Annotated in this window: 13 protein-coding genes and 1 tRNA gene; 4 read left to right on the forward strand and 10 right to left on the reverse strand. The window is 66.7% G+C overall.

Features of this window, described 5'->3' with window-relative positions; all coding sequences use genetic code 11:
* Window positions 1–19: 19 nt before the first annotated feature.
* The 4 genes from atpA to ribA all read right to left on the reverse strand — a co-directional run bounded on the left by atpA (window position 20) and on the right by ribA (window position 4,163).
* Complete coding sequence (gene atpA, locus IEX89_RS22105; protein WP_188915452.1) at window positions 20–1,552, reverse strand: F0F1 ATP synthase subunit alpha; 1,533 nt, start codon at window positions 1,550–1,552, stop codon at window positions 20–22.
* On the reverse strand, window positions 1,552–2,139 hold the full coding sequence (locus IEX89_RS22110; protein WP_244645647.1) for a F0F1 ATP synthase subunit delta: 588 nt from the start codon (window positions 2,137–2,139) through the stop codon (window positions 1,552–1,554). The genes atpA and IEX89_RS22110 overlap by 1 nt, the downstream gene beginning before the upstream one ends.
* A gap of 285 nt (window positions 2,140–2,424) precedes the next feature.
* Window positions 2,425–2,769 carry a hypothetical protein gene (locus IEX89_RS22115; RefSeq protein WP_188915454.1) on the reverse strand — a complete coding sequence of 115 codons (345 nt, stop codon included), beginning with the start codon at window positions 2,767–2,769 and terminating at the stop codon, window positions 2,425–2,427.
* A 281-nt stretch (window positions 2,770–3,050) separates the two neighbouring features.
* Window positions 3,051–4,163: a GTP cyclohydrolase II RibA gene (gene ribA, locus IEX89_RS22120; RefSeq protein ID WP_308423850.1), complete on the reverse strand. Its 1,113-nt coding sequence runs from the start codon at window positions 4,161–4,163 to the stop codon at window positions 3,051–3,053.
* A 213-nt stretch (window positions 4,164–4,376) separates the two neighbouring features.
* Here ribA and IEX89_RS22125 point away from each other — a divergent pair, with 213 nt between their 5' ends.
* Both IEX89_RS22125 and IEX89_RS22130 read left to right on the forward strand, forming a co-directional pair.
* Window positions 4,377–5,117: a RibD family protein gene (locus IEX89_RS22125; protein ID WP_188915455.1), complete on the forward strand. Its 741-nt coding sequence runs from the start codon at window positions 4,377–4,379 to the stop codon at window positions 5,115–5,117.
* 2 nt (window positions 5,118–5,119) lie between these two features.
* Window positions 5,120–5,698 carry a cytochrome b gene (locus tag IEX89_RS22130; RefSeq protein ID WP_188915456.1) on the forward strand — a complete coding sequence of 193 codons (579 nt, stop codon included), beginning with the start codon at window positions 5,120–5,122 and terminating at the stop codon, window positions 5,696–5,698.
* Between the two features lie 16 nt (window positions 5,699–5,714).
* On the opposite strand, the gene msrA is transcribed toward IEX89_RS22130, so the two are convergent.
* Entirely contained in the window at window positions 5,715–6,365 is a 651-nt protein-coding gene (msrA, locus tag IEX89_RS22135) for a peptide-methionine (S)-S-oxide reductase MsrA (RefSeq protein WP_188915457.1), read from the reverse strand.
* Window positions 6,366–6,426: 61 nt separating this feature from the next.
* Window positions 6,427–6,750 (reverse strand): hypothetical protein, encoded by a 324-nt coding sequence (locus tag IEX89_RS22140; protein ID WP_244645648.1) that lies wholly within the window; start codon window positions 6,748–6,750, stop codon window positions 6,427–6,429.
* Window positions 6,751–6,953: 203 nt separating this feature from the next.
* Between IEX89_RS22140 and IEX89_RS22145 the strand changes: the two genes are divergently transcribed.
* Together IEX89_RS22145 and IEX89_RS22150 are read left to right on the forward strand one after the other, a co-directional pair.
* Window positions 6,954–7,043 (forward strand) — tRNA-Ser (locus tag IEX89_RS22145).
* A gap of 114 nt (window positions 7,044–7,157) precedes the next feature.
* A complete protein-coding gene (locus IEX89_RS22150; protein ID WP_188915458.1) occupies window positions 7,158–8,471 on the forward strand; it encodes a site-specific integrase in 1,314 nt (437 codons plus the stop codon).
* 479 nt (window positions 8,472–8,950) lie between these two features.
* Here IEX89_RS22150 and IEX89_RS22155 read toward each other — a convergent pair whose 3' ends face one another.
* From IEX89_RS22155 to IEX89_RS22170, 4 genes are all read right to left on the reverse strand, one after another.
* Window positions 8,951–9,970, reverse strand: a complete 1,020-nt coding sequence (locus IEX89_RS22155) for a DNA cytosine methyltransferase (RefSeq protein WP_188915459.1) — start codon at window positions 9,968–9,970, stop codon at window positions 8,951–8,953.
* A 199-nt stretch (window positions 9,971–10,169) separates the two neighbouring features.
* Window positions 10,170–12,056 carry an MrfA Zn-binding domain-containing protein gene (gene drmB, locus IEX89_RS22160; RefSeq protein WP_210317691.1) on the reverse strand — a complete coding sequence of 629 codons (1,887 nt, stop codon included), beginning with the start codon at window positions 12,054–12,056 and terminating at the stop codon, window positions 10,170–10,172.
* On the reverse strand, window positions 12,053–15,517 hold the full coding sequence (locus tag IEX89_RS22165) for a helicase-related protein (RefSeq protein ID WP_188915461.1): 3,465 nt from the start codon (window positions 15,515–15,517) through the stop codon (window positions 12,053–12,055). The genes drmB and IEX89_RS22165 overlap by 4 nt, the downstream gene beginning before the upstream one ends.
* Window positions 15,514–17,265, reverse strand: coding sequence for a nuclease-related domain-containing DEAD/DEAH box helicase (locus IEX89_RS22170; protein WP_188915462.1), 1,752 nt, complete (start codon window positions 17,263–17,265; stop codon window positions 15,514–15,516). The genes IEX89_RS22165 and IEX89_RS22170 overlap by 4 nt, the downstream gene beginning before the upstream one ends.

Raw genomic sequence — 17,265 nt, forward strand, 5'->3', positions numbered from 1 at the left:
ATGACGTCGCTCGCGCCGGTCAGGCGGAGAACGTCTTGGCGAAGTCGGTGACGACGGCCTTGAGCTTCTCGGCGGTGTCGTCCTTGAGATCCTTCGTGTCGCGGATCGCGTCGAGGATCTCCGGGTGCTTCTGGCGCAGGAGGCCGAGCAGGCCGTCCTCGAAGGCGCGGACCTTCGCCACCGGCAGCTGGTCGAGATAGCCGTTGACGCCGGCATAGATCACGCAGACCTGCTCTTCCATCTTCAGCGGCGAGAACTGGGGCTGCTTGAGCAGCTCCGTCAGGCGCGCGCCGCGATTGAGCAGGCGCTGGGTCGTCGCGTCGAGGTCCGAGCCGAACTGCGCGAAGGCGGCCATCTCGCGGTACTGCGCGAGCTCGCCCTTGATCTTGCCGGCGACCTTCTTCATCGCCTTGGTCTGCGCGGCGGAGCCCACGCGCGACACCGAGAGGCCGACGTTCACCGCCGGGCGGATGCCCTGGTAGAACAGGTCCGTCTCGAGGAAGATCTGGCCGTCGGTGATCGAGATCACGTTCGTCGGGATGTAGGCGGACACGTCGTTCGCCTGCGTCTCGATGACCGGCAGCGCGGTGAGCGAGCCGTTGCCGAAATCGTCGCCCATCTTCGCCGCGCGCTCGAGCAGGCGCGAGTGGAGATAGAACACGTCGCCGGGGAAGGCCTCGCGGCCGGGCGGGCGACGCAGGAGCAGCGACATCTGGCGGTAGGCGACGGCCTGCTTCGAGAGGTCGTCGTAGATGATGACCGCGTGCATGCCGTTGTCGCGGAAATACTCGCCCATGGCGCAGCCGGCGAAGGGCGCGATGAACTGCATCGGCGCCGGGTCGGACGCGGTCGCGGCGACGACGACGGAGTACTCCATCGCGCCGTTCTCTTCGAGCGCCTTCACGAACTGCGCGACGGTGGAGCGCTTCTGGCCCACGGCGACGTAGACGCAGTAGAGCTTCTGGTTTTCGTCGCCCGCGGCGTGCGCCGGCTTCTGGTTGAGGATCGTGTCGAGCGCGATCGCGGTCTTGCCGGTCTGGCGGTCGCCGATGATCAGCTCGCGCTGGCCGCGGCCGATCGGGATCAGCGCGTCGATGGCCTTGAGGCCCGTCGCCATCGGCTCGTGCACGGACTTGCGCGGGATGATGCCCGGCGCCTTCACGTCGACGCGGCGGCGCTCGTCGGAGACGATCGGGCCCTTGCCGTCGATCGGGTTGCCGAGGCCGTCGACCACGCGGCCGAGCAGGCCCTTGCCGACCGGCACGTCCACGATCGCGCCGGTGCGCTTGACCGTCTGGCCCTCGGAGATCTCGCGGTCGGAGCCGAACACGACGACGCCGACGTTGTCCGTCTCGAGGTTGAGCGCCATGCCGCGCACCCCGGACTCGAACTCGACCATCTCGCCGTACTGGACCTTGTCGAGGCCGTAGCACCGCGCGATGCCGTCACCGATGGACAGCACCTGGCCGACTTCGCTGACCTCGGCCTCCTGACCGAAGTTCTTGATCTGCTCCTTGAGGATCGCGGAGATCTCGGCTGCACGAATGTCCATCAGCGGGCCTCTTTCAGGCTGAGACGAATTGCATTGAGCTTGGTGCGCAGGGACGCGTCGATCATGCGCGAGCCGACTTTGACGACGAGGCCGCCGATCAGCGCGGGGTCGACCTTCACGTCCAGCGACACCTCGGATTGGGCGAGGTCGCGCACCGTGGTGCGGATCTCGGCGAGGAGGGCCTCGGAGGGAGCCTCGGCGACGCGCACCTCGGCGGGCACGATGCCCTTGGCCTGCGCGTTCAGGGCCTTGAAGTCCCGGATCATGGTCATGAGCAGGAAGAGGCGGCGCTTGGAGGCGACGAGCCGTACGAAATTGCCGGTCAGGCCGCCGATGCCGACGCGATCGAGCACGGCGCCCATGGCGGCCTTCTGCTCGTCGGCGGTGTAGACGGGGCTCTTGAGCAGCCGACGCAGGTCCTCGCTCTCGGCGGCGAGCGCCTCGATGCGGACGAGCTCCGATTCCACGGCGTCGACGACGCCCTGGTCCTGCGCCAGCTCGAACAGAGCGGACGCGTACCGGCCGGCGACCCCCGACACGATCGAGCCGCCTGTCCGCGACTCGCCTTCTTGATTTCGCTCAGCCACCGAAAGTCTCTTCCCGAAAGGGAGCGCTCCGTCGCCGCGGGGCGATGCGAAAGAGCGCTCGCTGAGGTCTGGATTGGCTCGGCCGCGGATGCGCGAGGCACCCGGCGCCCGCGAGGCGTGGCTGCGATACCATGGGATCTCAGGGGGCGCAAGCGCCCGCGACGCCCTCGGGGAACCGCCTTGCCGCATTGCGAAAGAACCCGTGCGGGAGCGGGCGCGGCCGTGCCACGCGAGGGGCCCCGCGGCGGTTCGCGAGCCGGCGAACGGTGCCGTCCGGCTTTCGCGTCAGGCGCGCTTGCGCGCCGGCGTCTCGGGGAGGGGCTCGTCGCGATCGCGCTGGGGCGGCAGGCGCGGGGGCACGTCCACGCGCTGCTTGAGCTGCTCCATCTGGCGCGCGACCGTGGCGATCTGCTCGATCATCGCCTGGGCGACCCGGGCCGGCGGGATGCCGGCCTCGCCGGCGAGGCCCTCGGGCGCGAAGGTCCGCGACACGCCCACCGCCTTGCGCCTGTCGGCGAAGGAGGCGTTCTCCATCGCGGCGATGTACGCGGCGCAGCCCGCAGCCATTCCGGCGACGCCGTCGATGGCGTTGGCGAGCTTCTTGATGGCGGCGCGGGTCTCTGCATCCACGGCGTTCTGCCCCTTCGTCGGCCCGTCGCGTCGCGGCGACGTCCCGCGGGAGCGTAACGATCGATCGGTCACCTTTGCGTTAAAGGTGACGCGGCAGCCGAGCTTACGAAGTCCTGTTGAAAACGCGCCGCGACGACTGGACGCGCGGCGCGTTCTCGGCAAGCGTCGCCGCAGCCCGTGGGAGGCGACGGGGAAGAGCCCGCAAAGGGCCGCCCCGAACAGCCGGGCCGCCCCCAACACGTCGCGCGAACGCTACGTCATCCGCGCGACGCCGCGGCCGATCACTCGGCCTTCGGCGCGCAGGCGCCGTCGAGCTCGATCAGGTGGCCCGCCTTGTCGCGCTTCGTGGCGAGATAGCGCACGTTCTCGGGATGGCGCCGCCCGATGCTGCGCACGTCGGCGGCGACCTCCAGCCCGGCACCCTTCAGCGCGGCGATCTTCTCGGGATTGTTCGTCATCACCCGCACGGACCGCACGCCGAGCTGGCGCAGCATCTCGGCCGCGAAGCCGAAGCGGCGCTGGTCGAGCCCGAAGCCCAGCGTCTCGTCCGCCTCGTAGGTGTCGAAGCCCTCGGCCTGGAGCTGGTAGGCGCGGATCTTGTTGGCGATGCCGTTCCCGCGCCCCTCCTGGTCGAGATAGAGCAGGATGCCGCCCTCGCCCTCGGCCATGGCCTGCACCGTGCCGCGCAGCTGGTCGCCGCAATCGCACTTGAGCGAGCCGAACAGGTCGCCCGTGAGGCAGGCCGAATGCAGCCGCACCAGGACGGGCTTTTCGAGATCCGGCTCGCCGACGAGGACAGCGACCTGATCGCGCATGCCCTCGCCGCCGCGGAAGACGACGAACTCCGTCTTCGCCGCGCCCTCGAGCGGGACGGGCGCGCGGCTCGCGATCCGCAGCGTCGAGGATTGGCGGGCGCGGAAGCCGCGAACGGCGTCGGCGGGCACGCGCATCAGGCTCGCCTCGCGCTCGATGCCGGCGCGCACGGGGAAGGTGACCACCGCCGGCGTCACGAAGGCGAGGCGGGCGAGCTCGAGCGCCACGGCGTCGAGCGGGTCGATGGGATGCGCCGGAGCGTCGAGGCGAGCCTCGGTCTTGCGCGCGAGGCTCTCGACGCGAGACGCGTCGAGGCGCGGCAGGGCGATGGCACCGGGCTCGCCCCGCTCGCGACCGATGCGCGAGAGGCGCTTGTCGGTGAGCACGAGGCGGGCGGTGCCGCCGGCGACGACGTCGAGCCGCGCGCAGGCCTCCGCGTCGAGATCCTCGACGCCGACCGCGACGATCGCCGCGTCGCCCTCCTCGATCAGAACCGGGCGGGCGTGGCGGAACTCCGCGATGGCGCGCTCGACCCGTGTCAGGTCGGCATCTCCGCTCAAGCCCATAACGAGACGCATCATGACTTCCTGGCCTTTCACGCGAGACGGGTCCGCCGGATCGGGCCGGACGACAAGCGCCGGCCCTGGCCGTTCGTTCCCGCCACGCTAGTTCGTTGGGGGACTCCCGATGGCGCGCCGAAATGAGCCGGCTCGCGTTATATCGGGCGCATTCCGCGCGAGGCAATTCGGGTACGGTGCATGGGTAACGACGGATCTGGCACGAGCGCGGCCGTGATGCCGCAGGGGCATGGCCTCGAGGATGGCGGCTCGGCGGCTTCGTCCACGCCGCGCCCGGACGTGTTTTCGCCCTTCGCGGCGGGGCGTCCGCAGGCGCCCTTCGTCGTCGGGCAGCTCGGCCAGTCGCTCGACGGGCGCATCGCCACGGTCACGGGCGATTCCAAGTATATCAACGGTTCGGCGGCGCTCGATCACCTGCACGCCATCCGCGCGCGGGTCGACGCCGTCCTCGTCGGCGTCGGCACGGCGATCGCCGACGATCCGCTGCTCACCGTGCGCCGCGTGCCCGGCCGCAGCCCCGCGCGCGTGGTGCTCGATCCCAACGGGCGCCTCTCCCCCGATGCGGCGGTTTGGCGCGATGACGGCGCGCGCCGCGTGCTGCTTCGCCGCAGGCGCGTGACGGCGCCGGTGCCGGGGGGCGTCGAGCTCGTCGCCTTCTCGGAGGAGGGCACGATCGCACCGGGGGCGATCGTCGCTGCGCTGGGGCGGCTCGGCTTCGGGCGCATTCTCGTCGAGGGCGGCGCCGAGACGGTGTCGCGCTTCCTCGCGGACGGCGCGCTCGATCGCCTGCACGTCCTCGTCTCGCCGATGCTGATCGGCTCGGGCCGCCCCGGCCTCGTCCTCGATCCCGTCGAGCGCATCGCGCAGGCCTTGCGTCCGCGCGCGCGGGCCTATCTCCTCGAGGACGGCGACGTCCTGTTCGATTGCGATCTGAGAGCCGGCGGCGAAGGAGAATGAGGATGGCGAGGGACCACGGCAGGCGTGCGGTCGCGACCTACGCGCCGGTTCAGATCTGGATCCATTGGCTCACCGCCTTGTGCATCTTCGGGCTCGTCGCCGCGGGTCTGACGATGACCCGCATCGGCCCCGGCACGCTGACGAACGCGCTCTACGAGCTGCACAAGTCCTTCGGGCTGATCGTCGTCGCCCTCGTCGTCCTGCGCTTCGTCGCACGCGCCGTCCACGGGGCGCCGGAGCACGCGCCGATGCCGGGCTGGCAGCTCCTCGCCGCGCGCATCAGCCACGTGGCGCTCTATCTCCTGATCGTGATCGTGCCGCTCTCGGGGTGGGCTGCGACCTCGGCCTGCTGCGCGCCGGTGAACCTGTTCTGGAGCATCGACCTGACGTTGCCCGTCGCCCGCGGCTTCGACGTGGCGCGCCCGATCTTCGTCGTCCACAATTGGGCGGCCTATCTCCTCGTCTTCGTGGTGCTCATCCACGCTGGCGCGGCGCTGCAGCATCACTACCTGCGCCGCGACGACACCCTCGCGCGGATGACCGGGGGCCGCGCGCGCCGGGTGGGGCTCACGCGACCCTGAGATCGGACGTTCGCGATCAGGCCTCGACCACGCCGACGGGGCAGGACACGCCCGTGCCGCCGAGCCCGCAATAGCCGCCGGGGTTCTTGGCGAGATATTGCTGGTGATAGTCCTCGGCATAGTAGAACGGCCCGGCCTCGCGGATCTCCGTCGTCACGGCGGGATAGCCCTTCTCCTGCAGGCGCGCGTGATAGGCCGTGCGCGCCGCCTCGGCTGCCCTGCGCTGCTCCTCGTCCTCGACGTAGATGCCCGAGCGGTACTGCGTGCCGACGTCGTTGCCCTGGCGCATGCCCTGGGTCGGGTCGTGGCTCTCGAAGAAGGCCTTGAGCAGGCGCTCGTAGGAGATCTCGGCGGGGTCGTAGACCACGCGGACCACCTCGTTGTGCCCGGTCATGCCGGAGCAGACCTCCTCGTAGGTCGGGTTCGGCGTGTGGCCCGCGGCGTAGCCCACGGCGGTGACGTGGACGCCGGGCAATTGCCAGAAGGCGCGTTCCGCGCCCCAGAAGCAGCCGAGACCGAAGGTCGCGACCTTCGCGCCCTCGGGATAGGGGCCCTTCAGCGGCCGGCCCGACACGTAGTGCCGCTCGGCGGTCGGAATCGCGCTGTCGCGGCCGGGCAGAGCCTCGGCGGGCGTGGGGATCGTCGTCTTCTTGCGGGTGAAGAACATGGGGGAGCCTCCTCGGAGCATTCCCCCGGATATAAGCGCGCGAGCGCCGGTTTTCAGGCCCTCAGCGCTCCGTGAGATAGCCCACCGGCTCCGGGCGCTTCTGCGAGAGCCAGAGCAGGACGGCGCCGAGAACGAAGGCGACGATCGAGGCCGGCCACAGGAGCACCGTCAGCAGGATCGGATCCCACAGGAAGGGCGAGACGTGGCGCGTGATCGCCGGCTCCAGCATCGGGAACGTGCTCGGGAAGAGCTGGAACAGGATCTCGCCCAGCGGCGCGAACACGACCTCGTGGTTCGCGATCGAGCGCGTGCCGTCGACGACCACGCCGACGAATCCCGCCGCGACGAGGAGGAGGCCGATGACGCGGACGAAGAAACGGATCATGGGGCGGGCTCGCGAACGCTGAGATACAGATAAGAAAGACTTACAAGGTCGCGCGTCCCGCGCAACACCGAAATGCGGCTACGCTTCATCGCAGCGGGCGGGCGCCGGAACGACGCACGCTGCCCCGAAACGGGGGTTGCGTCCAAAGCGCCGCCGGATATATGTAGCGCCTCCGCGGGCGGCCTGCCCCCCCGCGGCGACGCGGACAGGTGGCCGAGTGGTTTAAGGCGCACGCCTGGAAAGTGTGTATACGGGAAACCGTATCGCGGGTTCGAATCCCGCCCTGTCCGCCACATCATCATCAAGAATCCATGCGGACGACTGAAAAGCAAGCTGTACAAGGCTTTGCGCTTGACCTCGCGCAACAGAACGAGTTACATGTTGTGTAACATGGCGTGGTTCGGCGGATGGCAGACTATATCGTTCAGCGAGGTGATTACTGGCACTTCGTCAGGCGCGTCCCGACGGCGTTCGCTCACCTCGACCGGCGCACCTTCGTGCGCGCTCCGCTGAAGATCAGGGTCGAGGACGACCCGGCCGGCAAGCGGGCGAAACGAGCGGCGGAGGAATTCAACAGGCAGCTGGAAAGCGGCTGGCGCGACCTTTCCGAGGGGCGTGTGCAGGAAGCGGGGATCCGCTTCGAGGCCGCGCGCCGCAGAGCGCGGACGCTCGGACTGATCTATGAACCGGCGCTCGTCCTGGCGGAAACCGCAAGCACGGACGAACTCGTTCAGCGTGCTTTTCGACTGGCAGCGTCCGGCAAAATCGACGACCCACTGGAGACTGCTGCGATTTTGGGAGGCGTCGAAGCTGAGAGCGAAATCCCGAGTCTGTCAACGCTTTTCGAGACTTATGAGCGGTTCAGGTCGTTTTCAAACAGAGGCAAGAGCGACGACCAAAGGCGCAAGTGGCGTAACCCAAAGCTGAAGGTCATACGGAATCTTCTTCACGTGATCGGCGACAAGAGAATTGATCGGATTACTCGGCGCGACGCGTTGACATTCCGTGAGTGGTGGGAGCAGCGAGTTCTTGACGAAGGACTCGATCCGGGCACTGCAAACAAAGACTTATCACATATCAATTCCATGATTAACGAAGTAGATTTGAAGTTGAAATTGGGACTTCCGCGGACGTTCGCTGGCTTGAGTCTTGAAGGTGCATCCAACAACAAGCGACTCCCCTTCGAAACCGAATTTATACAGGAAAGACTTCTGCTTACGGGTGCATTAGATGGGCTGAATGCAGAGGCGCGGCGAATTGTTTTCGTCTGTATCGAGACGGGTATGCGGCCGTCAGAAGTCTGCAACCTTACCGAGGATCGTATTCATTTGGAAGCACCTGTGCCTCATGTGGAGGTTCGACCAGACGGCCGGGAGACCAAGAATTTCTGGTCCGTGCGTGACATGCCCTTGGTGGGGGTAGCACTGATGGCCATGAAAGAGCAGAGTCGGGGCTTTCCGCGGTACAGGCACAAAGCAGACGGCCTGTCCAACTTGGTAAACGACTTTCTCCGGAATGCGGGCCTCATGCCGAGCCCGGAGCACAAATTTTACGGTCTACGCCATTCCTTTGCTGACCGGCTCACGGCCATTCGCGTGACCGATGAGGAGAAAGACAGCCTGATGGGGCACGCCGGCGGGCTCTACGGGCAAGGCCCGTCGCTCGCGCACAAAGCGGCGATTCTCGACCGCATGGTCTTGAAGCCGCCGGAGCGGGTGTGAGCGGAACTCAAGATTTGTCGCGCTTTCGCACGTGCAGGAGAGATCTCAGTCGCGGCACGCAAGTCTCGTTCGAGCCGCTCCAACAGCGGAGCGTACGCCTCACCGTGAACTTCCACGGCATAGGCGACGATTTCGAGCGCTTCCTGAATTTCGTCTCGGCTGGCCATACGCGCACTCCTTTGAGGCGCGAGATAGCTCCGTTGCGGGATTGGCAACTCGAATTTTCGATGAGTTTGGATCGCCACCCCGCGGGGCCCTACAGCTCTTAACCGGGACCCCACTTCGGACCTACAAGGCAATCAAGAATCGATTTTGTTCGGCTTTATGCGGGGCCCCATTTCGGAGCCTCTGAGAGGTCCCGAAGCCTGCCATCCACATAATGACCATTGATAGGATTTCCGGGGTAAACTCAATGGAAAGTTGACCGATATAGCGGGAAATCGATGTGTCTCCGCCAAGATCCCATCAAGTGTCGACGATCAAGCCGCACGAGCCAAGGAGCACCCTATGCCCGTGAGACACTCGATGACGTGCTGCATGACGGGGGGGCAAACCCCGTTGCCTAGGATCTTCACGCGATCTCTGCGGCTGCCGTATTCGAGACGGTACTCGCGCCCAGTCCTCGGGCAGAGACCAAAACCCATAGCGCGGCGCAACTCCGGCAACTGAAGCATTCTCAGCCTAGGAATGCCCTCCACCCATGAGACCAGACCGAATCGGTCGAGCGTGGTGAGCGTGCGCAGCGGTCGAGTGAGAGGCTGCCATCCGCCCGCGCGGTCGGAGGAGTAGTACACCACGAGGAAATCCTCGCCTTCACCCAGCTCGGCGATCCCAGCTCGAATACGCTCGGCGGTGGCCTCCGCGCGGCGCTCGTCGAAGGCGTGCTTGGCGGGCCACGTGCCGGGCTCGTCGAGAATTGTGCTCGCTGGCAGCGGATGGGAGGGCGGGACGGTGACCTCGTCTGGCTTGCGCCCAAGCTCCCCCATGATGAAGAGCCGTCGGCGCGCCTGCGGCACGCCGAAGTCGGCGGCGTCCAGTGTCTGGATCGTCAGCAGGTAGCCTACGTCCTCGAGCGCCGTCTTCAGCTCCCGGAAGCCCTCCCAGTTCCGCATCATCGCGACGTTCTCGAGCACGATCCACTGCGGTCGCATCTCGCGAATGAAGCGCATGACATACCAGCCGGAACGTCTGCTTTCGTCGCAGCGTGGCTTTGCGCCGCGAGCGATCGAGTGGTGGGTGCATTCGGGAGACGCGATCAGGAGGTCGACCTGTCCAATGTCCCCGAATATCTCCGGGCCGCTCTCGTCGCTCAAGCGCGTGTTCACCACCACCGCGCCGGGGAAATTGTCGCTGTAGGTTCGCGCGGCGACGTCCCATGCATCCACGGCGCCAACCAGTTCGGCTCCCGCCGCCTGCGCGCCCCAGCTGCTTCCGCCACCCCCACAAAAGAGATCGATAGCCCGGACCATCAGCGTCGCCTCCCGAATCAGCGCGGGCACGGAAAGCGTCCCTCCCGTGCCCGCAGAATCTGCCGGTTTAGTGCTACCAGGTTCTGATCATCCCTAACAGGCCGATGTGCAAATAACCCTAACCCGATGAGGGACTTGTACGAGAAGGCGGACGGACGCACCCCGAAGACGGCGCTGTCTCGCTCCCCAACCATGATCGAACGCGGGACGGCTGCGAGCCGCTCGCGTCTCATTGCGCCCAGCGGAAGGGCAGGTCGCGGAAGAACCCGACGTCGGGATCGTCCACGGTTCCCGACAGCAGAGCTCGGTCGAGCAGCCTGTTGCCCTCTTCGCAGCTCGTTTCCGGCAGGAGGACACAGCTGTGGCAGGCCGCCAGATTGGAGGAAAAGGCACCTCCATCGGGGCTCTCCATGCAGACGGGATCATTCGAGCACCACGATGCCCTGGCGAGCGCATCATTGACGAGGCGCTCGAACCGCTTCGGGGCACCCTGAGCAACAAGCCCCCCTAGCGTTCCCTCGGAATCGCCCGAAGCCGTGTAGACCAGGAACCCGTTCATCCGACGCCGCGGGTCCTCCAGATTGCAGTAAAGCCTCTCGCGCAGAGAGGAGGATCCGTAGCCGCACGTGAACGTCAGTTCCTTAATCAGCGCGTGGGCGAGCGTCTGGATCATGATGAAGCGGGCGTCAATCGGACGCGGAGCCAACTGCCGCTCCCGTCGCTTTCGGTTGTATTCGCTGATCAGTTTTGCGACGCGTGCGGCAGCCTTGCCGTCCGCCAGCCATTCGTCGATAGCGTCCTCACGCAACTCGATGAAGATCCCTTCACCGCGAACCTCGATCGCGGGAAGCCAGTCGACGCTGTTGATCGAGAGAGGCTGGACGTTGGGGTCGCTTCGGTCCGTGAGCGGCATTAGGCGAGAGAAGCCCACATGCACCCTTGTTTCGCGAAGCTTGCGAACGAGGCCGACACGGCGGACGAATCGATCCAGCCACCCGTAATCGGAACCGTCGGCGCGCTCGACGAACAGGTCGTCCTGTGCGGATCCGGCGCCGCTGCACAGCACCTCGTACTCCTGACGCCGGAAATCCTCCTCGCTGTCGACGCCGATCACCGACTGCTTACCGGCGAGACGGGCGGTCGCGGCCTCCGCGAGTTCCTTGGCGGTCACGCCCGGCCACACGGCCGCAAGCATCGAACAGACCGCCTCGGGGACGGTCCCGTTCACCGACGCCGACGAGAGCTGCTGCCAAATGGCTGGCATGTCGAGGATGTTGCGAACGACGTCGCTCTCGACCAAGCGGCTCGGAGGGATGTAGATCGAGCTCGTGACAATCGGGAAGTAGACGTTCGAGCCACCCCGCTGGACCGTCTGCAGGGGATGCTGGCAGGAATGCACGCCCTCCTCGCGGCCGAGCCAGGGCTGGGCGCCGGAACACGTCTTCACGGAGGTGAGGGCCCCCTCCTCGAAGGCGCCAGCCAGCGACCTCGTCCGATCGCAGGCCGTGCAGATTATCTTGATGCCAGCGAGGCTCGCCGCGCTGCGCCCGGCCTTGAAGAACAGCTTGCGATCAGCCGCGGTGCAACTGCAGCCGATCCATTCCTGGAAGGGAAAATCCTCGATGTGCCCACCCTCGCAGATGGCCACGATGCGGACCGGGATCATGCGTCGCTTCCACGTCTTGCCTGGGGGAGCGCAGCCATCGCACTGCGGCTGACCGCCGAACAGCGTCGTCTTCTCCATGCGGAAGCAATGCGGGCAGTAATGCCAGAGCGGAAAACGGACGTGGGGAATCTTGACCTTGGAAGTGCCCTCGCCCTCGCCGAAATCCGGCGGCTTCACGAAGTGGCTGCATCCGAGGCGGGCCTGCAGACGCTCCTCGCTTATGCACAAGCCGATGTCCGGCGCGTTGGGGAACCAGCGGTCCAGCCCCGCGCACATCAGTGCTTCGTCGTTGCGGAAGTCGTTCACGGCGCCGACGCCGAACGGCGAGATGATCTGGCCTCGGCGGACCGGGCGGCGACGTGGGATCCGCCTCGGTGCCGCCGGTGCCCCCCCGCCGCCGGCGGGGCGTCCGCCCCGACCGCCGCGGCCTCTAGCGAACCTGTTCGTCATGCTTCGTCACCTGTCGTGTAGACCGTGATGGGCGTGGCCTCACAGTCGGCGTCGACGTTTCGCATCGAGGTGGCCGTCTCCCTGACCGAAGCCGCGAGATGGCTCAGATGTGCGGGGAACGCACGCCCAGCCGGGTGGATGAGCGGATCGTCGGGCGTCTTGAAGACGCTGCCGTAATCCTGGGGCTTTCGCCTGTCCCAGTCGTCGAGGAAGCGGTCCAGGGTCGCTTGAGCACGAGCCGTCTCTGCGGGATCGACGAGGCGGACGCGGTCCATCACGATCCGCGTGACCTCGGCCCGCTCGGCCGCAGAAAGACCGAGCCGCGGACTGTCGCGAAGGTGCGGGAACCTGAAGCGGGTCACCGCTACGGCCAGGGCGTGGATCGCGCGCTCGCAGACCGGGATGGAGAAGGGAGTGACGCTGGTCGGCTCGACGTGGCGATAAGCGTTCTCGTGGAAGGACCGGAAGGTTTCGAAGTGGGATCGGTCCCTCGGCTTGAACGGGTTGTAGTTCGTCACGACGAGACCCGGCTTGTCGCGACCGCGGCCGACGCGGCTGGAGGCCTGGATGTATTCCGACGCGCCCTTCGGCTGGCCGACGATCGACATCAGGCTCAGACGCGGGACATCGAGGCCGACCTGGATCATGTTGGTGGCGTAGCAGAGGTCCACCGCATCTCGCGAGGGGCGAGCACGGAAGAGCTTCTGGAGCGTGGCCGGAATTTCGCTGCTCCGCATTCGGCTCGTGAGCTCGTCAAAATTGTTGATGAAGCGGCGCCGGTCGGGGGCGCCCGCCGTGCTCATCATCACGGGAAGGCCGATCCGGTCCCACACGGCGTTCAGGTACTCTCGGATGTCCGCCTGGACGAGGGTCGAGGCGCGCCCGAGTTCTCGCAGGCTGTTGAAGTAGACGACCAGGGTCCAGTAGGGGTCCACGAGATCGTCCAGATTGCCTGACGCCGCATCGACTAGCGTGGGGGCCTGCAGCAGCGCGGAGAGCGTCCTCACCTGGGCGGTCACATGCGAGGGCACGGCGGTGGCGAGGACGCCGACGTAGGTTCGCCCCGACGCGCCGTCGCCCTCGCGTGCGAAGAAGGACTCGCCCGCAACGAGGCCTTGGGGCGGGAACAACGCCGACTTCCGTCCGTAAACGGCGTGCACCTGCTCCGCGGCCCTCGCGATCGTCGCCGTCGACGCGACGATCTTCGCCGGAATGCGCTTCCCCTCGCGGTGAGCGGTGCTGAACTCGTCGATCAGCGTTTCGTAGTGCCCGACCATCGATCCGAGAGGACCGGAGATGAGGTGGAGCTCGTCCTGGATGACGAGTTCGGGCGGGGTGGCGGCCTGCGGATTGTCCATCCCGAAGAGGAGGCGCGCTTCCGGGTTCCACGGCATCATCGCGAACTTGTCGACGGTGCCGATCAGGAGCGTGGGTGGCTGCCGGTAGATGCCCTCGTCGACGACTTCCAGCGGAAGGCCCACGTCGCCCGAAAAGGCGCAGCCCGGATCTTCGCAGCGAAACGCCACGCGATCCAGTCCGCCCGACCGGTCCCGCTTATACCCGAAGGCTCTGATCTCCCCGTCGTAGTCCTGGGGCCCCATGTCGACGCCGCACCACGGGCAGCGCAGGATCACAAAGGGATTGTCGCCGCCGTCCCGCTTGAGCTTGCTCAGCGCGTCGACCGCTGCGTCGTCCTTGTTCGGCGTCACCGCCCCACCGAGCCACAGGCCGATCGAGATCGGCACGTCTCCAAATCTCGCCGGCTCTGCCCGACGGCGCTTTTCGAGGGCGCAGATCAGCGACGCCGCACGCTGGAACTGCTGCGTCGTGAGCAGCCGCAGAGTGTAGCGCATCAAAACGGTGGCGCCCGCGTCGTTCGGGGTCCGCAGGCGGCGCAGGAGGATGACCAAAGCGGCAAGACCGAGATAGGCCTCGGTCTTGCCGCCGCCGGTGGGGAACCAGATCACGTCGACCAGAGCCCGCTCAGGATGCGTCGGGTCGACGAAGGACCTGATGTTCATCAAAATGAAGGCCAGCTGAAAAGGTCGCCAGCGCGTCGAATCGGGGTAGGCCGGCGTCGGGGACGGAGCGCTTGGCTCCTGGCCCGAGGACCCCTTCAGCCAAGATCGCTGGAACTTGTCCTCCGATGCGAGGGCGTAGTGCGCCCTCTGCTCGACCATGGCGAGGTTCATGATGCGGAACGCCTCCAGGGCGTCCGCATCCCGCTCGAGGAGATCAATGCCGTCGATCATCCGAGCGAGGCAGGCGCGGCACTCGTCGAGATGCTTCTCACCTACTCTGCGGAGGTCCGGCTCCAGCGAGGCGTCTCTGGCCAGTTCGGAGGCTCGGTCCGCAATCCACCCATCGTACGCCTTCGCGAGCGCCCTGCAGGACCCAAAAAGGGACGCGTCGGTGGCGAGGCCCAGACGCCGCATGGATAGCTCGACGCCCTCCGCCTCCTCCAGCGGAAGGACCGGGGGCTGCGAGAACACAGGGAGCGTTTCCGTTCGGAGACGGAGAACATTGCCCTCCGGTGAAAGGCTCCAATCCGCTGAACAGCCGTGGCCGACGGCGAAGTTCGGCCGATGGCGATAGAGGAGCGCCAAAGAGAGTTCCTCGTCGTCCTGCAGCGAGGCTGGGCGACCCGGGTAGGGCAAGACCGAGGTGCCGTCCAACGGTACGATGGACATCTCGCACTGGAAGAAGCAGTTCTCGTTGATTGGACGCGTTTGCGTCCCGGAATTGACGAGCGTCACCGTGATGAGCCGTCGCCTTCCATCCCAGGGGCGGCTGACGATGTCGATGTCGAGCTGGCCGTGGGCATCGGGAGGCGAGATGCGTATTCGCGACGGGCGCATGATGCGGTCGACGCCGACGATGTCGGCGGCGGCGATCTCTTCCTTGGCGGTTCCCGGTGTACGGAACCAGAGCTCCGGATCGCGTCCGTCTTTGCGGTAGCCGGGGAAGTCCTTCACGAACTCCTTGTGGTAGGTGCCCCAGGAAGCCTCGATGCGGATCCCCTCACCGACATCGGCGAGGAAACTGAGGCCCATCGTGCTGGGGAGAAAGGACGAAGTCGGGTCCACCTCGATGTCGACGTCCGGCGCTCGGTCCTCGGCCATGCCGCTCTCGATGGCGGGTTGGTCGAGGCCGGAAGCTTCGTCTGCCACCCCACCCACGCCCTCCGAGCCGACGTCCCGGGAAGCCTCGATGTCGGCTGCTTCCTGGCTGGCGTCCAGGGTGGCCGAGAACTTCACCCCAGCCGGGAACAGGATGCCGGCCGAGTATCGATAGCGCGGCGGATCCTGCTGCCTGAGGATCTCTTGGCCATTCAGAGGGTGGTCGTTGCCCCGGTACTGGACGAGCGGAAAGCCGGGTGACGGGCCGATCAGCTCGCGGCGGAGCGCATCGATCATGTGATCGCGGACGTCTCTCGTAGAGGCGACGCTGGACACCTTCATGGGTGCTTCACTCCGATTGCGGCCAGGGCGGCGGCGGCCATGCGCTGTTCCATGGCAGGGCGGACCGCGGCTGGTGCGACTATGAACAGGCGTAGACGGGCACGGGTCATGCCGACGTACAGAAGAGCGTCGCATTCCTCCGGGGACCCGCCCTCCACGTCGATGAGGATGACGACCGGTCGTTCCAGGCCCTTGAACGCGTGGATAGTCGAGTACGCGAGATCGCCGGGACCGGCGCCTCCGAGATCACGGAGGGGCCATCCACCGACCTTGCTGACGTCCGCCAGCAGAGAATTCTCCCTACGGCGCGGTCCGAGGAGGATAACGTCGCGCGCCTTCTGCCCTGTCTCGCGGACGGCACGCACGATGCGGTCGAGATGGTCGAGGGCGGCTTTGTCGCTGTCGTAGAACTGCAGGCTGACCTGATCGCCTTCCGGTTGCTTTTCGCTGAGACGCTGATCGCCCAGGCCGCTGAGAGTGGCGGTCTGAAGCGCGATGCGGCGCGTGTTTCGGCAATTGAGGCGAAGCCCGAAGGTCGCGAACGGCCCGACGGCCTGTGCCAGTAGCGACGTCGAGGTGTCGCTTGCACCGGTGAACAAGGCCTGTCTCGTGAAGTCGCCGAGCATGACGAGCCGGGCTCCGCCCCGCGTTCGCTCCCACGACTTCACGAGGTCGCCGACGCGGGCCGCGGGGATGTCCTGCACCTCGTCGATCACGATATGGTCGAAACGCTCGGACCCTTCTTCGACGGCGAGTGCGCCCAGATCGTAGAAGGTCCCGCCGTAGAACTGTTCCCGGGCGAGCTCCCGCTCGGTCCGCGCAAATTCGCTTGCGAGCGACGAGGCGAGGATCCGCTCCCTCAAGACGGCGTGGACGTTGCCGGCGACGACCCGCCCCGGCCCGAAGCCTTGGACCGCCTCGCTGAGGAAGCGGCCCAGATGGCTGTTGAAGCAGAGCACGAGCGCGTCTTCGCCCCGGGCAGCCGCGCGCCGTGCGCTTTCCAAGCCCAGCAGCGTCTTGCCGGTACCCGCCGGACCGGTCAGAAGGCAGGCAGCGTTGTCGGCGAGGCTGTCGAGGGCTTCGTACTGCTCCTCGGTGAGCGCCTTGATCCGCTGCTCCGCGTCCCAGTCCTGCGACGAAGGCGCGGCGACGCGCTCGAAGCCCGGCCGGAGGAAACCGACGATCCGGTCGCACACGCCCTGGTGCGGCGGCACCAGATCGGGGCGTCCTAGCAGGCGAGCGAGGGACGGTGCCGAGTGGATGCGCGGGCCGATGTCTCCGTCGAAGTCGTCTCGGTCCACGATCTCGTCCCGCGCCGCTTCCGTCGTGATCGGTGGGCACTGGACGTCGGGAAACACGGCCAACCAACCGATCGGGCAGCGTGCCTCCTGCGAGCCGACGCCGAACCGCTTCGTGATGGCCGACAGGAGCTTCCACATACCGTCCTGTGCTTGGCGGTATGGGCTCCGCTTCAGTCTTTCGGTGCGGCCATGGCGGTCGCGTGTGGTCCATACGCCGTCGTGGACCGATACGCCGCCGCCTTTCACCTCGACGCAGACGATGCCTCGTCCGGGCATGATCACCACGAAGTCGATCTCGCCGAACTCGCCGCCCCACTCGCTCGACAGTCCAAGCGAATGCAGCACGATCCAATCCCGACCCGCTCCGGCGTCGCGAATCGCGTCGAAGACACGCCTCTCGGAGGCCACTACCGACGGATCGACGACGTTGGGGATCATCCTCGCCAT

This window comes from Salinarimonas ramus, from assembly GCF_014645695.1.
Taxonomy (GTDB): Bacteria; Pseudomonadota; Alphaproteobacteria; order Rhizobiales; family Beijerinckiaceae; genus Salinarimonas; species Salinarimonas ramus.

Bases quoted from the DNA above. Each gene is read 5' to 3' on its own strand.
- IEX89_RS22170 (WP_188915462.1), bottom strand. From the start codon at position 17,265: ATGGCGAGGATGATCCCCAACGTCGTCGATCCGTCGGTAGTGGCCTCC.
- IEX89_RS22165 (WP_188915461.1), bottom strand. From the start codon at position 15,517: ATGAAGGTGTCCAGCGTCGCCTCTACGAGAGACGTCCGCGATCACATG.
- msrA (WP_188915457.1), bottom strand. From the start codon at position 6,365: ATGTTCTTCACCCGCAAGAAGACGACGATCCCCACGCCCGCCGAGGCT.
- atpA (WP_188915452.1), bottom strand. From the start codon at position 1,552: ATGGACATTCGTGCAGCCGAGATCTCCGCGATCCTCAAGGAGCAGATC.
- drmB (WP_210317691.1), bottom strand. From the start codon at position 12,056: ATGACGAACAGGTTCGCTAGAGGCCGCGGCGGTCGGGGCGGACGCCCC.
- IEX89_RS22125 (WP_188915455.1), top strand. From the start codon at position 4,377: ATGCCGCAGGGGCATGGCCTCGAGGATGGCGGCTCGGCGGCTTCGTCC.
- IEX89_RS22140 (WP_244645648.1), bottom strand. From the start codon at position 6,750: ATGATCCGTTTCTTCGTCCGCGTCATCGGCCTCCTCCTCGTCGCGGCG.
- IEX89_RS22150 (WP_188915458.1), top strand. From the start codon at position 7,158: ATGGCAGACTATATCGTTCAGCGAGGTGATTACTGGCACTTCGTCAGG.
- IEX89_RS22130 (WP_188915456.1), top strand. From the start codon at position 5,120: ATGGCGAGGGACCACGGCAGGCGTGCGGTCGCGACCTACGCGCCGGTT.
- ribA (WP_308423850.1), bottom strand. From the start codon at position 4,163: ATGATGCGTCTCGTTATGGGCTTGAGCGGAGATGCCGACCTGACACGG.